General features: G+C 71.4%; 14 protein-coding genes. 6 read left to right on the forward strand and 8 right to left on the reverse strand.

The window, feature by feature from the left end; genetic code table 11:
• Nucleotides 1-112: 112 nt before the first annotated feature.
• Genes ACUZ2Y_RS07235 through ACUZ2Y_RS07250 form a run of 4 tightly spaced genes read right to left on the reverse strand, consistent with a single transcriptional unit; the run spans nucleotide 113 to nucleotide 3650 of the window.
• Entirely contained in the window at nucleotides 113-763 is a 651-nt protein-coding gene (locus ACUZ2Y_RS07235; RefSeq protein ID WP_476328176.1) for a hypothetical protein, read from the reverse strand.
• A gap of 51 nt (nucleotides 764-814) precedes the next feature.
• Nucleotides 815-1486, reverse strand: coding sequence for an acVLRF1 family peptidyl-tRNA hydrolase (locus tag ACUZ2Y_RS07240; RefSeq protein ID WP_476328178.1), 672 nt, complete (start codon nucleotides 1484-1486; stop codon nucleotides 815-817).
• 4 nt (nucleotides 1487-1490) lie between these two features.
• Nucleotides 1491-3047: a deoxyguanosinetriphosphate triphosphohydrolase family protein gene (locus tag ACUZ2Y_RS07245; RefSeq protein WP_476328180.1), complete on the reverse strand. Its 1557-nt coding sequence runs from the start codon at nucleotides 3045-3047 to the stop codon at nucleotides 1491-1493.
• A gap of 36 nt (nucleotides 3048-3083) precedes the next feature.
• A complete protein-coding gene (locus ACUZ2Y_RS07250) occupies nucleotides 3084-3650 on the reverse strand; it encodes a helix-turn-helix domain-containing protein (protein WP_476328182.1) in 567 nt (188 codons plus the stop codon).
• Between the two features lie 77 nt (nucleotides 3651-3727).
• Here ACUZ2Y_RS07250 and ACUZ2Y_RS07255 point away from each other — a divergent pair, with 77 nt between their 5' ends.
• The 4 genes from ACUZ2Y_RS07255 to ACUZ2Y_RS07270 all read left to right on the forward strand — a co-directional run bounded on the left by ACUZ2Y_RS07255 (nucleotide 3728) and on the right by ACUZ2Y_RS07270 (nucleotide 8619).
• Nucleotides 3728-4618, forward strand: a complete 891-nt coding sequence (locus tag ACUZ2Y_RS07255; protein WP_476328184.1) for an NAD(P)/FAD-dependent oxidoreductase — start codon at nucleotides 3728-3730, stop codon at nucleotides 4616-4618.
• Entirely contained in the window at nucleotides 4615-5445 is an 831-nt protein-coding gene (locus ACUZ2Y_RS07260; protein ID WP_476328186.1) for a class I SAM-dependent methyltransferase, read from the forward strand. The genes ACUZ2Y_RS07255 and ACUZ2Y_RS07260 overlap by 4 nt, the downstream gene beginning before the upstream one ends.
• Before the next feature lie 169 nt (nucleotides 5446-5614).
• Complete coding sequence (locus ACUZ2Y_RS07265) at nucleotides 5615-6715, forward strand: lycopene cyclase family protein (protein WP_476331637.1); 1101 nt, start codon at nucleotides 5615-5617, stop codon at nucleotides 6713-6715.
• Nucleotides 6716-6870: 155 nt separating this feature from the next.
• A complete protein-coding gene (locus ACUZ2Y_RS07270; RefSeq protein ID WP_476331640.1) occupies nucleotides 6871-8619 on the forward strand; it encodes an EAL domain-containing protein in 1749 nt (582 codons plus the stop codon).
• Between the two features lies 1 nt (nucleotide 8620).
• Here the strand turns inward: ACUZ2Y_RS07270 and glmS are convergent, their stop codons facing one another.
• Both glmS and ACUZ2Y_RS07280 read right to left on the reverse strand, forming a co-directional pair.
• Nucleotides 8621-10447, reverse strand: a complete 1827-nt coding sequence (gene glmS, locus ACUZ2Y_RS07275; protein WP_476328188.1) for a glutamine--fructose-6-phosphate transaminase (isomerizing) — start codon at nucleotides 10445-10447, stop codon at nucleotides 8621-8623.
• Between the two features lie 9 nt (nucleotides 10448-10456).
• The gene (locus tag ACUZ2Y_RS07280; RefSeq protein ID WP_476328190.1) at nucleotides 10457-10726 is read right to left on the reverse strand and encodes a hypothetical protein; all 270 of its coding nucleotides are present in this window, start codon (nucleotides 10724-10726) and stop codon (nucleotides 10457-10459) included.
• Nucleotides 10727-10835: 109 nt separating this feature from the next.
• On the opposite strand from ACUZ2Y_RS07280, the gene ACUZ2Y_RS07285 reads away from it, so the two are divergent.
• Both ACUZ2Y_RS07285 and ACUZ2Y_RS07290 read left to right on the forward strand, forming a co-directional pair.
• Entirely contained in the window at nucleotides 10836-11108 is a 273-nt protein-coding gene (locus ACUZ2Y_RS07285) for a type II toxin-antitoxin system Phd/YefM family antitoxin (RefSeq protein WP_476328192.1), read from the forward strand.
• Nucleotides 11105-11380 carry a type II toxin-antitoxin system RelE family toxin gene (locus ACUZ2Y_RS07290; RefSeq protein WP_476328194.1) on the forward strand — a complete coding sequence of 92 codons (276 nt, stop codon included), beginning with the start codon at nucleotides 11105-11107 and terminating at the stop codon, nucleotides 11378-11380. The genes ACUZ2Y_RS07285 and ACUZ2Y_RS07290 overlap by 4 nt, the downstream gene beginning before the upstream one ends.
• A gap of 5 nt (nucleotides 11381-11385) precedes the next feature.
• On the opposite strand, the gene ACUZ2Y_RS07295 is transcribed toward ACUZ2Y_RS07290, so the two are convergent.
• Together ACUZ2Y_RS07295 and ACUZ2Y_RS07300 are read right to left on the reverse strand one after the other, a co-directional pair.
• Nucleotides 11386-12033, reverse strand: coding sequence for a response regulator (locus ACUZ2Y_RS07295; RefSeq protein WP_476328196.1), 648 nt, complete (start codon nucleotides 12031-12033; stop codon nucleotides 11386-11388).
• On the reverse strand, nucleotides 12030-13271 hold the full coding sequence (locus ACUZ2Y_RS07300) for a sensor histidine kinase (protein WP_476328198.1): 1242 nt from the start codon (nucleotides 13269-13271) through the stop codon (nucleotides 12030-12032). The genes ACUZ2Y_RS07295 and ACUZ2Y_RS07300 overlap by 4 nt, the downstream gene beginning before the upstream one ends.
• Nucleotides 13272-13343: the final 72 nt, after the last annotated feature.

A 13343-nucleotide genomic window follows, 5' to 3' on the forward strand; every position in this document is an offset into this window, starting at 1 on the left:
CCCCTCATCCTGGCCGCCTTCAGTTCTCGAACTAAACAATCGAGCCAGCGGGGCCCACCCACGTTGAACGGCTCCCCGGAAGTGGGACTGTGGGTGGTTCCGTTGAGCTATGTCAGCTCGGGGTCGTGGTGGGTGCGGGTGCGGCTGATGTGGGAACCGTCGGCGGGGTTGCCGGGTCACCCGGGGGAGGGACGTCACCAGGGCCGCGCATGCCGCCTCGGCGGTCGCCCCTGTCTCTCCACGGTCCGTGGTCTCCGCGAGGGCCTCGGCCGGGGCCTGGGCCCATGCGCTCTTCACGGGCGAAGCCCGGGCCGCCTCGGCGGTCGTCGCCTGCTTCGCCGATGAAGTAGCCGCCGACGCCGCCTGCGACGAGCAATCCCGCGCCGACGAGACCCGCGACCAGGAGACTCACCGTTCGCTTCGGTTTCGCGGGGGCCACCGGTTGGGCGGCGACCGGCTGAGCGGCGGCGGGTTCCGCGGGCAGCACTGTCGTGGGTTGGGCGGCAGCGGGTTGGGCGGCAGCGGGTTGGGCGGCAGCGGGTTGGGCGGCAGCGGGTTGGGCGGCAGCGGGTTGGGCGGCAGCGGGTTGGGCGGCAGCGGGTTGGGCGGCAGCAGGGTCGGGCTGGGTGGCAGCCGGGTGCGCGGCCTGGGGCTGGTTCGGGTCGGGCAGGGCCGCGGTCGGTTGATCGCCGGGTGTGGCCGAGCCGGCAGCGTCCGCTGCTTTGCCCGCGGGGCGGTCGTCTGGCCTGGGTGTGTCGGTCATGGGTCCACTGTGCGCACCGAGTCTGTGTCCTGGCTGTGTGTCAGCTGGGAGTCAGCTGTCGCGCACGACGATCTCCACTGAGAACGCGCGTTCGGCCGCGTCATCCAGCACGGTGCGGCGGGGATCGGGGACGTCGAGGACCCTTGGCTCGGCCAACGCGAACACCGGGGCCAGCGAACGCTGTCCGCGCAAGATGTCGAGGGCGCTCTTGTCGCCACCCAGAACCACCGCGTCCAATTCGGACACTCGGGTGCCGAGCACCTCGGCGACGTCGCGGGCGGCGGCCTCCATCGCCTGCCTGGCCTGGCCTTCCCGGCGCCGGGCGAAGCGGTGCTGTGACCAGCCGCCCGCGGCGTTGCGGCCGTGGACCAGGCGACGGTCGGTGCGGGACACCGTCACCTTCCCCGCCTCGGCGACCCCGAGGCTGTGGCCGCCCAGCCGGACCAGCAGCAGGCCGACCTTGCGTGGACGTTCCAGGTGTGCGATCAGGATGTCGATCCGGAGTCCTGCCCACTCCCCCGGTTCGGTGTCGAGCGGTGCGAAGGGGACCGCGACGGTCGCGGTGGCGCCGTCCGCCGCTTCGACGACGATCGACTCCGCGGTCGCCACCGTGCGGCTGATCCCGCCGTGCCTGCCGGCGAACCGGTCGTACCAGCCCACGATCCGGTCGGCGGTGATCTCCACCGCCCGACCACCGCCGGCGACAGTTCGCGCTTTGCTCATGGGCTCAGAGTACGAAGGAGTCGGACCAGAACTGGCCGGTGCGCCCCGACAGCGCCTCCAGGAGGTCCGCCGCCTGACCGTCGGTGAGGGACGCGACGAAGTCGATCACCGCTCGGCCGCGGGCCAGCGACAGGACCGCGGCCGGGCCCGATGGCTGTTCGCCCGCCGCGCCGATGAGGGTCCTCGGGTGGTCGACGGCCAACATCGTGTACTCGCCGTGGGCGAGTTCGACCAGGTCGTGGAGCCTGCGCGGGAGCCGATCGGCTTCGTACCGGTCGCTCATCCACTGCTCCAGCGCCTCGACCAGCGACGTCAGCAGCCGCGCCTGTCCGCGCTGGTAGAGGGCCAGATCCGGGCGCAGCAGGACGAACCGGCGGTGGACGAACTTGAGGACCTGCACCTCGTGCCACTGCTCACGGCCCAGCAGCACGTGCCCAGATCGGGTGGGCGGGTCGGCCAGCACGTGCACACCGCCGACGAGCCGGGCGGTCCAGCCCGACGCGAAGCGGCCGAAGGCCTGTTCGGCGGCGACCGAGCCGTCGAACGGGACCGACAGCAGGTCGTCGACCAGTTCTTCGCGCACGCGCGACACGGCCGCGGCGAAGGCGTCGTCGTCGACCATCCAGGAGTCGCGCGCGTGCAGCCTGCGGCGCAGGGCCTCGAGGGACTGGCCGGGCCTGCGCTGGTGCTTGGCCAGTTCTTCGTCGTCGAAGGCGGCGAACTCGGCGCGGTCGGACTCCCACTGTCCCAGTTCCGCCGACACCGGCGCGTGCTGCAGGACGCCGATGCGGTGGAAGTCCTCGAGGTCGTGGATGGCGTAGGCGATGTCGTCGGCGTTGTCCATGACCGAGGACTCGACGGTCTGCTGCCAAGTTTCGACCCGCTGGTCGAAGGACGTGCGGCACTGGGTCAGGTCGTCGAGTTCGGTGACGTAGGCGGAGAACTTGCTCGACCCGGTCCCCGGCGCGTCGTTCGGCTCAGCGGCGCCGCGCGGCGGGTCGGCCATCTCACGCGGGTGCGGTGACGGGTGGGTCAGGCGTGTCCACGGGTACTTCAGCGTCGCCGCGCGGACGGCGGCGGTGAGGTCGAGGCCGGCGGCGCGCGGGCCGCGGGTGTCGGTGGTGGTGATGATCCGGAAGCTCTGCGCGTTGCCCTCGAACCCGTCGGGCAGGCCGAACCGGTGCCGGGCGAGCCGGTCGAGGACCTGCTCGCCGAGGTGGCCGAACGGCGGGTGCCCGAGGTCGTGGGCGAGGGATGCCGCCTCGACGACATCGGGGTCGCAGCCGCCGAGGTCCTCGAGCAGCGGCGCGAGTTCGGGGTTGGAGATCAGCCGCTCCGCGATCGCGCGCCCGATCTGGGCGACCTTGAGGCTGTGGGTGAGCCGGTTGTGCAGCAGGCCGGACCCGCTGGCGCTGACCACCTGCGTCACCCCGCCCAGCCGGGCGAAGAACGGCGACGCGACGACCCGGTCGCGGTCCCCGCGAAACGGCGTCGCGGCTAGGTCGACCGGACCCGGCCCGGCGTCGCGGCGGGACTCACGGTGGCGGAGGTGATCTGGCATAGGCCGAGGTTAGTACGGGCGATGTGAGTCGGCGGGTTACTTGCCGCGGGGGCCGGCGCGCACGTGCATGCGTTCGCCTTGCGGGCCGAACAGGCTGAGGATCTCGACGGGCGCGTCGCCGGTGCTGCCGAACCAGTGCGGCAGCCGGGTGTCGAACTCGGCGGCCTCGCCTGCCTTGAGCACGATGTCGTGCTCGGCGAGGACGAGGCGCAGCTTGCCGTTGAGCACGTAGAGCCACTCGTAGCCCTCGTGGGTCCGCGGGTCCGGCTCGCTGCGGCGTGGCGGGATGACCATCTTGTACGCCTGCAGGCCGCCGGGCTGCTGGGTCAGCGGCACCACCGTCAACTCGCCGTGTCTGACCGGCTTGAGCCGCACCCGGGGGTCGCCGACCGGTGGCGCGCCGACCAGTTCGTCCAGCGGCACCTGGTGGGCGTGCGCGATCGGCAGCAACAGCTCCAGGCTGGGTTTGCGCTGCCCGGACTCCAGCCGAGACAGGGTGCTGACCGAGATCCCGGTCTTCTCCGACAGTGCCGCCAGGGTGCAGTCGCGCTGGTTGCGGATGCGCTTGAGCCGGGGTCCGACCTCGGCCAGTATTTCTTCCATCCCTCTATTGCAGAAACAGCAACAAGGTTTGTCAAGTCAGCCTGCCGTGGCGCATTGTCGGTGGCAGGAGGTTTCCCATGGAAGAAGTAGTGGTCATCGGAGGCGGGGCCGGCGGGCTCAACGCGGCGCTCGTGCTGGCCAGGGCCAGGCGGCAGGTCATGGTCGTCGATTCGGGCACGCCGCGGAACGCGCCGGCGCAAGGGGTTCACGGTTTCCTCTCGCGGGACGGCATGCCACCCGCGGAGCTGGTGGCGGTGGGCCGGGCGGAGGTCGAGCGGTACGGCGGACGGGTGGTGCCGAGCGAGGTTCGGGCGCTGCGGGTCGCGGGCGACGGCTTCGAGGTCGAACTGGCCGAGTGGACGGTCCGCGCACGGCGGGTGATCGTGGCGACCGGGCTGCGCGACGAGCTGCCCGCGTTGCCCGGAATCCGGGAGCGGTGGGGCACGGACGTCCTGCACTGCCCGTACTGCCACGGCTGGGAGGTGCGTGGCGAGCCGGTCGGTGTGCTCAGCACGCGGCCCGAGTCGGTGCACCAGGCGCTGCTGGTGCGGCAGTGGTCCGACGACGTCGTGTTCTTCGTCGAGGCGCTGGATGACTCGGGGCGGGCCAAGCTGACCGCGCGCGGGGTGCGGATCGTCGATGGCCGGGTCGACGGGTTGGTGATCGCCGATGACCGGCTGCGCGGAGTGCGGCTGGCGGACGGGTCGGTGGTGGAGCGGTCAGCGCTGTTCGTCGCGCCGACGTTCGTCCCCAATGACGCGTTGCTGACCGGGCTGGGCTGCGCTCGGGTGGACGGCTGGGTCGCGGTGGACCCGAGTGGGCGGACCAGTATCGCCGGTGTGTGGGCGGTGGGCAACGTGGTGGACCCGAAGGCGCAGGTGGTGACGGCCGCCGCGGCCGGGGCGGCGGCGGCCATCGCGGTGAACATGGATCTGATCGAGGAAGAACTACTGGAGGGTGCGCGATGACACACATGGACTGGGCCGCGATGGCCGACTTGTTGGAACTCGAGGGCGAAACGCACAGCCCCTATGTGCGCCAGGCACTCGATGAGCTCCGCGACCTGCGACCGCGACGAATCCTGGACATCGGCAGCGGCCCGGGCGTCGCCGCGTGCCGCATGGCGGAGGTGTTCCCGGACGCGGAAGTGATCGCGGTGGACGGATCGCCGGAACTGTTGGAGCGCGCGGAGAAGCGGGCCGCCCGACTCGGCGTCACCCTGCGGACGCGGGTGGCTTCCTTCCCGGAAGGACTGGCCGACCTCGGGCGGGCGGACCTTGTGTGGTCCGGGCAGGTCGTGCACCACGTGGGTGATCAGCAGGACGCCCTGAACCGGCTGGCCGGGCTACTCGAACCGGGCGGCGTCCTGGCCGTCGTCGAGGGCGAGCTGCCTGCGCGTTCGCTGCCGCGTGACCTGGGGTTCGGCAGGCCGGGACTGCAGGCGCGGATGGACGCGGCCCGGGAGGAACGGTTCAGCCAGATGCGGGCGGAGCTTCCCGGGTCGGTGGCGGTGGTGGAGGACTGGCCTTCGATGCTGCGGGCGGCCGGCCTGGTCTCGGTGCGTTCCAAGAGTTTCCTGGTGGATCACCCGGCGCCGTTGGCTGAGGGCCCACGAGCTTCGGTCACCCGATACCTGGTGCACCGCCGCACGATGCTCGACGGGACGCTGGACGCGCAGGACCTCGCCACCCTCGACCGACTGCTCGACCCCACCGACCCGGCAGGCGTGGCCCTCCGCCCAGACCTGTTCCTCCTGACCGCGAAAACCGTCCACCTCGCCCACCTCCCCACCTAACCCCGCGCGAGTCGCCCCGTCCGGCAAACGAGTCGCCCCTCCGGGTCACCGAGTTCGACATTCGCGATGCGCCGAATGTCGAACTCAGTTGCCGGAAGGGGCGACTCGTTTGCCTGGCGGGGCGACTCGCGGGTGGGCGTGGTGGGATTGGGGGGTGGATGTTGTGGTGGTGGGGGCGGGGCCGGCGGGGTGGGCGGTGGCCCATCACTGTGCGGGGGTTGGGTTGCGGACCGCGCTGGTGGATCCTGATCCGTTTGCGCCCTGGGCCGCGACCTACGGGGTTTGGGATGACCAGCGCGCTTTCCTTCCACCCGATGCGCGGGTCGCCCGGGCTACCGCCGTGCGGGCGGCCGGACGGCCGCTTGAGCGTGGGTATTGCGTGCTGCACAACGAATCCGTGCTCGCCGGGTTCGCCCGGTCCGACGTCACCGTGTTCGCCGGGCGGGTGCGGGGCGCCGAGCACGGTCCGCAGGGGTCCACGGTCACCCTGGATGACGGCAGGCGCATCGCCTGCGCGGTGACCGTCGACGCCTCAGGGGCTCGTCGGGTCTTGACCGGGGGATCGCCCCGGCCGCCGCGGACCGAGCAGACAGCCTTCGGGGTGATCGTTTCCGCGAAGGCCGCCTCCGCCTTCGTGGCGCCCGGTGAAGCCGTGTTCATGGACGACTGGATCACCGACAACGGCGTCGCCACCTTCCTCTACGCCGTGCCGCTGCCCGGGGAACGGGTCCTGCTGGAGGAGACGAGCCTCGCCGCCCGGCCCGGTGTGGCCCGCGACGTGCTGGCCTCCCGGCTCCGGTCGCGGGGAGTCAGCCTGACCGACGAGACCGAGTGGGTGCGGTTCGCCCTCGATATCGGGCCGCCGTGGGGTGGGGACGCGGTCGCGTTCGGGGCGGCGGGTGGGATGATCCATCCGGCCACCGGGTACAGCCTCGGCGACGCCCTCACCGTCGCCCCCCTGGTCGCCGGGGCGATCGCCGCCGCCCTGCCCGACGGACCGGCCAAGGCCAGGGCCGCCGCTCGCGCCGCCGTCTGGTCCCCCGCCGCCCGAGTCGTCCACCGGCTACGCCTGCGCGGGCTGCGCACCCTGACCGCGCTGCCCGCCGAGCGCTTCCCGGCGTTCTTCGACACCTTCTTCGCCCTGCCCGCCGACCTTCGCGACGCCTACCTCACCGGTCGCGACGACGTACGTGGGACGACCGGCGCGATGGCCGCCCTGTTCCGGGACGTTCCGTGGAGAATTCGCACAACCATGGCGATACTGCGGTAATCATTCCCAAAGCCGAATTCGCATGATTCGCCCTTTCGGGTTGCGCGTGTGTCCACCGCTCCCCCAATGGTCGTGAGGTGGACCACAGCTAAGTGAACAGCTGGTGACCTCCGGTCACAACAATGCCTGGAACAGGCACTATGACGCCCGTGACCATGGTTCAGGACGTCAGTTTCGCGTTCCAGCCGTTGCTCAGCACCCGTACCGGGGAGCCCGTCGCGGTGGAGGCACTCGCGCGGCCCAAATCCGGCGGAATCTACGACCTGCTCCGAAAAGCGGGGAAATCCGGCCGTCTGGTCGAAACCGATATCACCCTCGCGAGCCGCGCCGTGCTGGCCGCCGCGCGCCACGATGTCGCCGTGCCGCTGCACGTGAACATCCTCGCCGCGACCGCGACCAAGGCCGATGAGCTGATCGCCGCGCTGCGGCCCGCACTCAAGGAGACCGGGCGGCACCAGACCGAGGTGGTCCTGGAGATCAGCCCGCCGTTCAGCCAGGTGCACCGCGCCGAGCTGCTGCGCGGGCTCGACCAACTGCGCGAGGTCGGCTACCGCATCGCGTTCGACTCGGTCGGCGACGGCGACCTGCCGCTGTCCCTGCTCGCCGACGTCGCGCCCGACCTGGTCAAGCTCGACGCGCACCTGATCGGCGGCCTGCCCGACGAGGCGACCAGCCTGGCGATCGTGGAGAGCCTCGCCCACTTCTGCTCACGCACCGGCATCCGGCTCGCCGCGGTCGGCGTCGACAGCGAGGACCAGCTGCTCTGCCTCAACCGGCTCGGCGTGCGCCTGGCCCAGGGCGCGCTGTTGGCGGGTGAGACGGCGGACGCGACGACGTTGGTGCCGCTGCCGCGCCAGGTGGCCGACATCATCGAACTGAACGCGACCAGCCGGACCACCAACGAGGCTCCCGGTGTGCCGATGGTCGTCGACTTCCTGCGCCCCGCGACGACCCTGCCGGAGACGGTGACCGCCGAGGAGGTCCGCGACGCCCTCGCCGGGGCGCCGACGATCAACGGCGTCGTCCTGCTCGACACCTACGGCAGACCCACCTACTCGGTGGAGCGCAGCCGCTTCCTGATCGCGGTGACCGGCCCCTACGGCCACGCCCTCAACGCGAAGAAGCCCGCCAGCAGGCACGCCGACGCGCCGCGGGTGATCCGCGCCGACGCGACCGGGCTGCAGCTGCTGGAGATGGTCGGCGACGCCGACTGGGAGCGCGCGGGCGACGACATCGTGGTGGTGGACAACCACCGAGTCTGCCTGGGCGTGGTCCGGCTGACCGAGGTCGTGCGCGGTGTCGCCGAGTCCAAGATCGAGCAGGCCGCCGCGCTCAACCCGGTGACCAGGCTGCCCGGCGCGGAGATCGTCGACCGCGAGATCGACCGCCGCATCCACAACAACGAGATGTTCGTCGTGGCCTGGCTCGACGTCGACTCGTTCAAGGCGGTCAACGACACGGTCGGGTTCGCCGCGGGCGACGACCTCATCCGCTCGATCGGCCGCGCCCTGGCCGACGCCGAGGCGGACCTGCCGGGCACCCGGGTCAGCCACGTCGGCGGCGACGACTTCCTGATCGTCACCGAGCTCGACGAGATCGCCACGCTCGCCGGCCGGGTGGTCGACCAGACCTGGGTGACCGAGGGCATGACGGTGACCGTGTCGCTGGCCTCACTGGTCTGCGGCGTGCGGACGGTCGCGTCCTACCGTGAGGCGTCGCGGCTGCTGGCCCCGCTGAAGAAGCAGGCCAAGGCGGTGGCCGGGTCAAGCTGGGTGCTGACCCGGCCGGGCGCGGACCGCGTCGAGGTGCTGCGCGGCCGTCCCGGTGAGCGGCGAGGCCGGCACTCGCCGCGGGTCGACCCGAGAGCCGACACCCGCTACCTCGCCGCCCACCAGGCGGTCTGACCTACTCGACCGTCACGCTCTTGGCCAGGTTGCGCGGCTTGTCGACGTCGCGGCCCAGCTCCACGGCCAGGTGGTAGGCGAGCATCTGCAGGGCGATCGTGAACACGATCGGGTCCAGCTCCGGCTCACCGCGCGGCACGCGGATCACGTGGTCGGCCAGCCCGTCGGGCAGGTCGGCGTTGGTGACCGCGATGACCGGGCCGCCGCGCGCCTTGATCTGCTCCATGGTGCTGAGGTTCTTCGACAGCAGCTCGTCGTCCGGCACGATCACCACGCTCGGCATGTCGGCGTCGATCAGCGCGAGCGGGCCGTGCTTGAGCTCCGCGGACTGGTACGCCTCGGCGTGGACGTAGGAGATCTCCTTGAGCTTCTGCGCGCCCTCGCGGGCGACGGGCCAGCCGCGCACCCGGCCGAGGAAGAACATGTGCGTGGCCTTCGAGTAGCGCCTCGCGATCTCCCGCACCGCGTCGTCGGTGCCGAGCACCTCCTCGATGTGCTCGGGCAGCGCGCGCAGCCCGTTGACGATCCGGGTGCCCGACGATGCCGACAGGTCGCGCACGCGGCCCAGCAGCAGCGCGAGCATCGCGAACGAGACGGACATGTTCGTCATCGCCTTGGTGGAGGCCACCGACACCTCGGGCCCGGCGTGCAGGAAGACGCCGCTGCCGCACTCGCGGGCCACCGCGCTGCCCACGACGTTGACCGCGCCGATCACCCGGCCGCCCTTGCGCCGCAGCTCCTGCACGGCGGCCAGGGTGTCGAGGGTCTCGCCGGACTGGCTGATCGCGACGTAGAGCGTGTCCGGGTCGACCACCGGGTTGCGGTAGCGGAATTCGGACGCGGGCTCGGCGTCGGCGGGGATGCGGGCCAGCTCCTCGACGAGGGTCGCGCCCATCTGGCCCGCGTAGTACGCCGAGCCGCAGCCGAGGAACTTGACCCGGCGGACCGCGCGCAGCGCCATCGCGTCGAGGCCGAGCCCGCCGAGGTGGGCGGTGGCGAAGCGCTCGTCGAGCCGACCGCGCAGGGCGCGCTCGACCGCCTCGGGCTGCTCGGCCATCTCCTTGCGCATGAAGTCGGGGAAGCCGCCCAGCTCGTAGTCGTCGGCGAGGACGTCGACGGTGGTCGGCTCCTTGCTGGTGCGCCGGGCCTCCAGCGTGGAGGTGCGGTACTCGTTCGCCTTGACCGTGGCCAGCTCGCCGTCGTCGAGGAACACCACGCGCTGGGTGTGGTGCACCAGCGCGGCGACGTCGGAGGCGACGTACATCTCGCCGTCGCCGATGCCGAGCACGATCGGGCTGCCGTTGCGGGCGACGACGAGCTCGTCGGGGCGGGTCCGGTCGAGCACGACCAGCCCGTAGGTCCCCTCGACCTGCCGCACGGCCGCGCGAACGGCGTCCTCGAGGGACCCGTTGCCGAGTTCGGCGGCGATGAGGTGCGCGAAGACCTCAGTGTCGGTTTCGGAGGCGAGTTCGACGCCCTCGGCGGTCAGCCTGGCGCGCAGCGGCTCGGCGTTCTCGATGATGCCGTTGTGCACCACCGCGATCCGGCCCGCCGCGTCGAGGTGCGGGTGGGCGTTGCGGTCCGACGGCTCGCCGTGGGTGGCCCAGCGGGTGTGCGCGATGCCGATCGTCGAGGCGACCGGGGCCGACTCGGCGAGCCGGTCACGCAGCTCCTGCACGCGTCCGGCGGCCTTGGTGACCACCAGCTTGCCCTTGCGCAGCACGGCCACGCCGGCGGAGTCGTAGCCGCGGTACTCCAGCCGGTGCAGGCCCTCGACCAGCACCGGGGTGGCGTCGCGGTCCCCGACGTATCCGACGATTCCGCACATACATGCTCCCTATCCGTAGACGATGCGGCGCAACTGGCGCTCGGTCAGCTTCGGCGGCGCCACTGGCCGGGCGGCCAGTTCGGCCGCCAGGGCGGTCCAGATCTGCGCGTTGCGGTACTGCTTGCCCCGCAGCTCGGCGTGCCTGCGGCGGACGTAGTCCTCGGTCGTCTCGCCGAAATACCCGATCACATCGGCGACGACCCGCGCCGCGACCCCGGGCGCGAGCCCGGTGCTCTCAGCGACGTGCCGGACGAGGTCCGGCGGCGGTGACTCGGTCACGACATCCGACAGTGGCACCGACCGACCCGTTTAGGCAACTTTTCTGCCCGAAATCGGGCACACGGAGCTGGCCTGGCGGGCATACGACCGCTGTGCCACAATTGTGGCCATGACTGTCGAGCCCTTGCGCGCCGTACGCGATCACTTGTCGGCGTTCGTCGACCGAGCGGAGCGCGAGCACGAGCGGGTAGTGGTTACCCGCAACGGGCGACCTGCTGCCGTGCTGATCGGCTATGAGGACTTGGCCGCGCTCGAGGAGACTTTGGAAATCCTGAGCGACCAGGAAGCCATGGCCGATATCCGAAAAAGCCGCGAAGAGGTTGACCGCGGCGATGTCATCCGCGGCGTGGACGCGATTCGGGCGCTGCGACCGCGCACGTGACCGAGCGCTACGAACTCCAGGTATCCGCGAGAGTTGCCCGCACGCTCCAGCAGAAACTTCCAGAAGGCGTTGCGGCTGCCGTGATCGCGTTCATCACAGGTTCACTCCTCGAGAGTCCTCACCGGGTCGGCAAACCTCTCCGCAACGAACTTGACGGCATCGATTCAGCCCGGCGAGGCGCGTTCCGAATCCTCTACGAGATCGATGAAGCGCGCCGAGCCATCACGGTGCTGAAGGTTGAACATCGTGCTGACGCATACCGGCCACGATAGATGCCTCAGCTGGGAGTGATGAAGCCGGATTCGTAGGCGGTGATGACGGCCTGGGTGCGGTCGCGGGCGCCGAGTTTGGCCAAGACGTTGCCGACGTGGGTCTTGACCGTCTGCAGGCTCACGAACAGCTTCTCGCCGATCTCGCCGTTGGACAGCCCGGTGGCCATCAGGCGCAGGACCTCCGCCTCCCGCTCGGTCAGGCCCGCGGCGGCCAGGCCACGGTTGCCCTTGTCCGAGCCGTGCGCGGCGGCCAGCGCGCGGATCGCCGCGGGGAACAGCAGGGAGTCGCCGGTCGCGACCAGGCGGATCGCCTTGACGATGTCGTCTGGCCGGGTCCGCTTGAGCAGGAACCCGCTCGCGCCGACGCGCAGGGCGTCGTAGACGTAGTCGTCGTTCTCGAAAGTGGTGACGACCAGGATCTTCGGCGGCTCCGCGAAGGTCTCCAGCAGGTGCCGGGTGGCCGCGATGCCATCCACCGCGGGCATCCGCACGTCCATCAGCACCACGTCGGGCCGCAGCCGGGCCACCAGCGGGGCGACCTCCGCGCCGTCGCCCGCCTCACCGACCACTGACAGGTCGGGCTCCGAGTCGATGATCGCGCGCAGCCCCGCGCGGATCAGTTCCTCGTCGTCGACCAGCAGTACCGTGATCATTCGCCCACCAGCTCCTCGTCCCGCACACCCGAACGCAACGGAATGCGCACGGCCACCACCCAGCGACCGTCCTGGACGCCCGCCGTCATCTGTCCACGAAGGACGGTCACGCGTTCGCGCATCCCCGCCAGGCCCCGTCCCCCACCTGGTCGCGGAGCACCCGCGCCGTCGAGCGGGTTGTCTATGTCCAGCGCCAACTCCGACCGCTCCACCGCCAGCCGCACGGCGACCGGGACCTTTCCCGCGTGCCGCAGGACATTCGTCAGGCATTCCTGGACGATCCGGTACGCCTCGCGCGACACCGCGGCGGGCAGCCTCGACACCTCGCCGTCCACGGTGGACTCCACGAGCACCCCGGCGATCCGGGTTCGGTCGAGCAGACCGGGCAGGTCGTCGAGTGTCCGCTGCGGTGCCGTCGGCGCGCGGTCTTCGCGCAGCAGGCCGAGGACGTGGTCGAGATCCTCCAGCGCGGAGCGAGCCGACTCCTCGATGGCGCCGAGCGCCTTGTCGACGAACACGGGGTCGGCCGCGAGCACCCGGCGGGCGGCGGCGGCCTGGACGGTGACGATGCTGAGCGCGTGCCCCACCGAGTCGTGCAGTTCGCGGGCCAGCCGGTTGCGTTCGGCGAGTTGTTCGGCACGCCTGCGCAGGGCGACGAGTTCGTCGTCCGGGGTCGGGCCGAGCAGCGCGGGGGCCAGCCGGATGAACAGCGCTCCACACCAGGACACGACGTGGACCAGCAGCACCAGGCTCAGCACGCCGAGCGCCGGGATCCACGCGCCCGCCCAGCCTTTCGGCATCGGCACCGAGTCCTGACCGAGGTAGAACGACCCGGTGAACGGCACCGCGAACGACGACACGACCGCGGGCGGCAGCGCCAGCGTGACCCCGCTGACGACCCCGCCGATCAGCAGGTGCGACACCGCCCACGCCGCCGTGCGCCACCGCGCGGGCCACGACGTCACCCGGCGCGTGGCGTGCTCGGGCACCGCGTCGCCGAGCAGTTCCCGCGCCGCTGTCCCCTCGATCACCCGCACGGCCGGGATGAACGACATCACCACGATCGCCGCGACCATCACCAGCAGGATCAGCGCCACCATCAGCCAGACCGGCATCCGGTCGGCCGCCACCGAGAGCAGGGTGGAGGCCAGGAACAGGTACGGGACCAGCAGCGCGCCGCCGATGATCAAATACACCCAGCGCCGATAGGTCGACTCTCGACCCACCGGTCCCAGCACCGCCCGCACTCCCACACCACCGATCCTGGCAGACCGCCCGCGGGCCGCCCCTCCCCCGCCCGGTCCGCGGCT

It is taken from the genome of Actinokineospora sp. UV203 (assembly GCF_056323665.1).

Bases quoted from the DNA above. Each gene is read 5' to 3' on its own strand.
- ACUZ2Y_RS07235 (WP_476328176.1), bottom strand. From the start codon at position 763: ATGACCGACACACCCAGGCCAGACGACCGCCCCGCGGGCAAAGCAGCG.
- ACUZ2Y_RS07240 (WP_476328178.1), bottom strand. From the start codon at position 1,486: ATGAGCAAAGCGCGAACTGTCGCCGGCGGTGGTCGGGCGGTGGAGATC.
- ACUZ2Y_RS07245 (WP_476328180.1), bottom strand. From the start codon at position 3,047: ATGCCAGATCACCTCCGCCACCGTGAGTCCCGCCGCGACGCCGGGCCG.
- ACUZ2Y_RS07250 (WP_476328182.1), bottom strand. From the start codon at position 3,650: ATGGAAGAAATACTGGCCGAGGTCGGACCCCGGCTCAAGCGCATCCGC.
- ACUZ2Y_RS07255 (WP_476328184.1), top strand. From the start codon at position 3,728: ATGGAAGAAGTAGTGGTCATCGGAGGCGGGGCCGGCGGGCTCAACGCG.
- ACUZ2Y_RS07260 (WP_476328186.1), top strand. From the start codon at position 4,615: ATGACACACATGGACTGGGCCGCGATGGCCGACTTGTTGGAACTCGAG.
- ACUZ2Y_RS07270 (WP_476331640.1), top strand. From the start codon at position 6,871: ATGGTTCAGGACGTCAGTTTCGCGTTCCAGCCGTTGCTCAGCACCCGT.
- glmS (WP_476328188.1), bottom strand. From the start codon at position 10,447: ATGTGCGGAATCGTCGGATACGTCGGGGACCGCGACGCCACCCCGGTG.
- ACUZ2Y_RS07285 (WP_476328192.1), top strand. From the start codon at position 10,836: ATGACTGTCGAGCCCTTGCGCGCCGTACGCGATCACTTGTCGGCGTTC.
- ACUZ2Y_RS07295 (WP_476328196.1), bottom strand. From the start codon at position 12,033: ATGATCACGGTACTGCTGGTCGACGACGAGGAACTGATCCGCGCGGGG.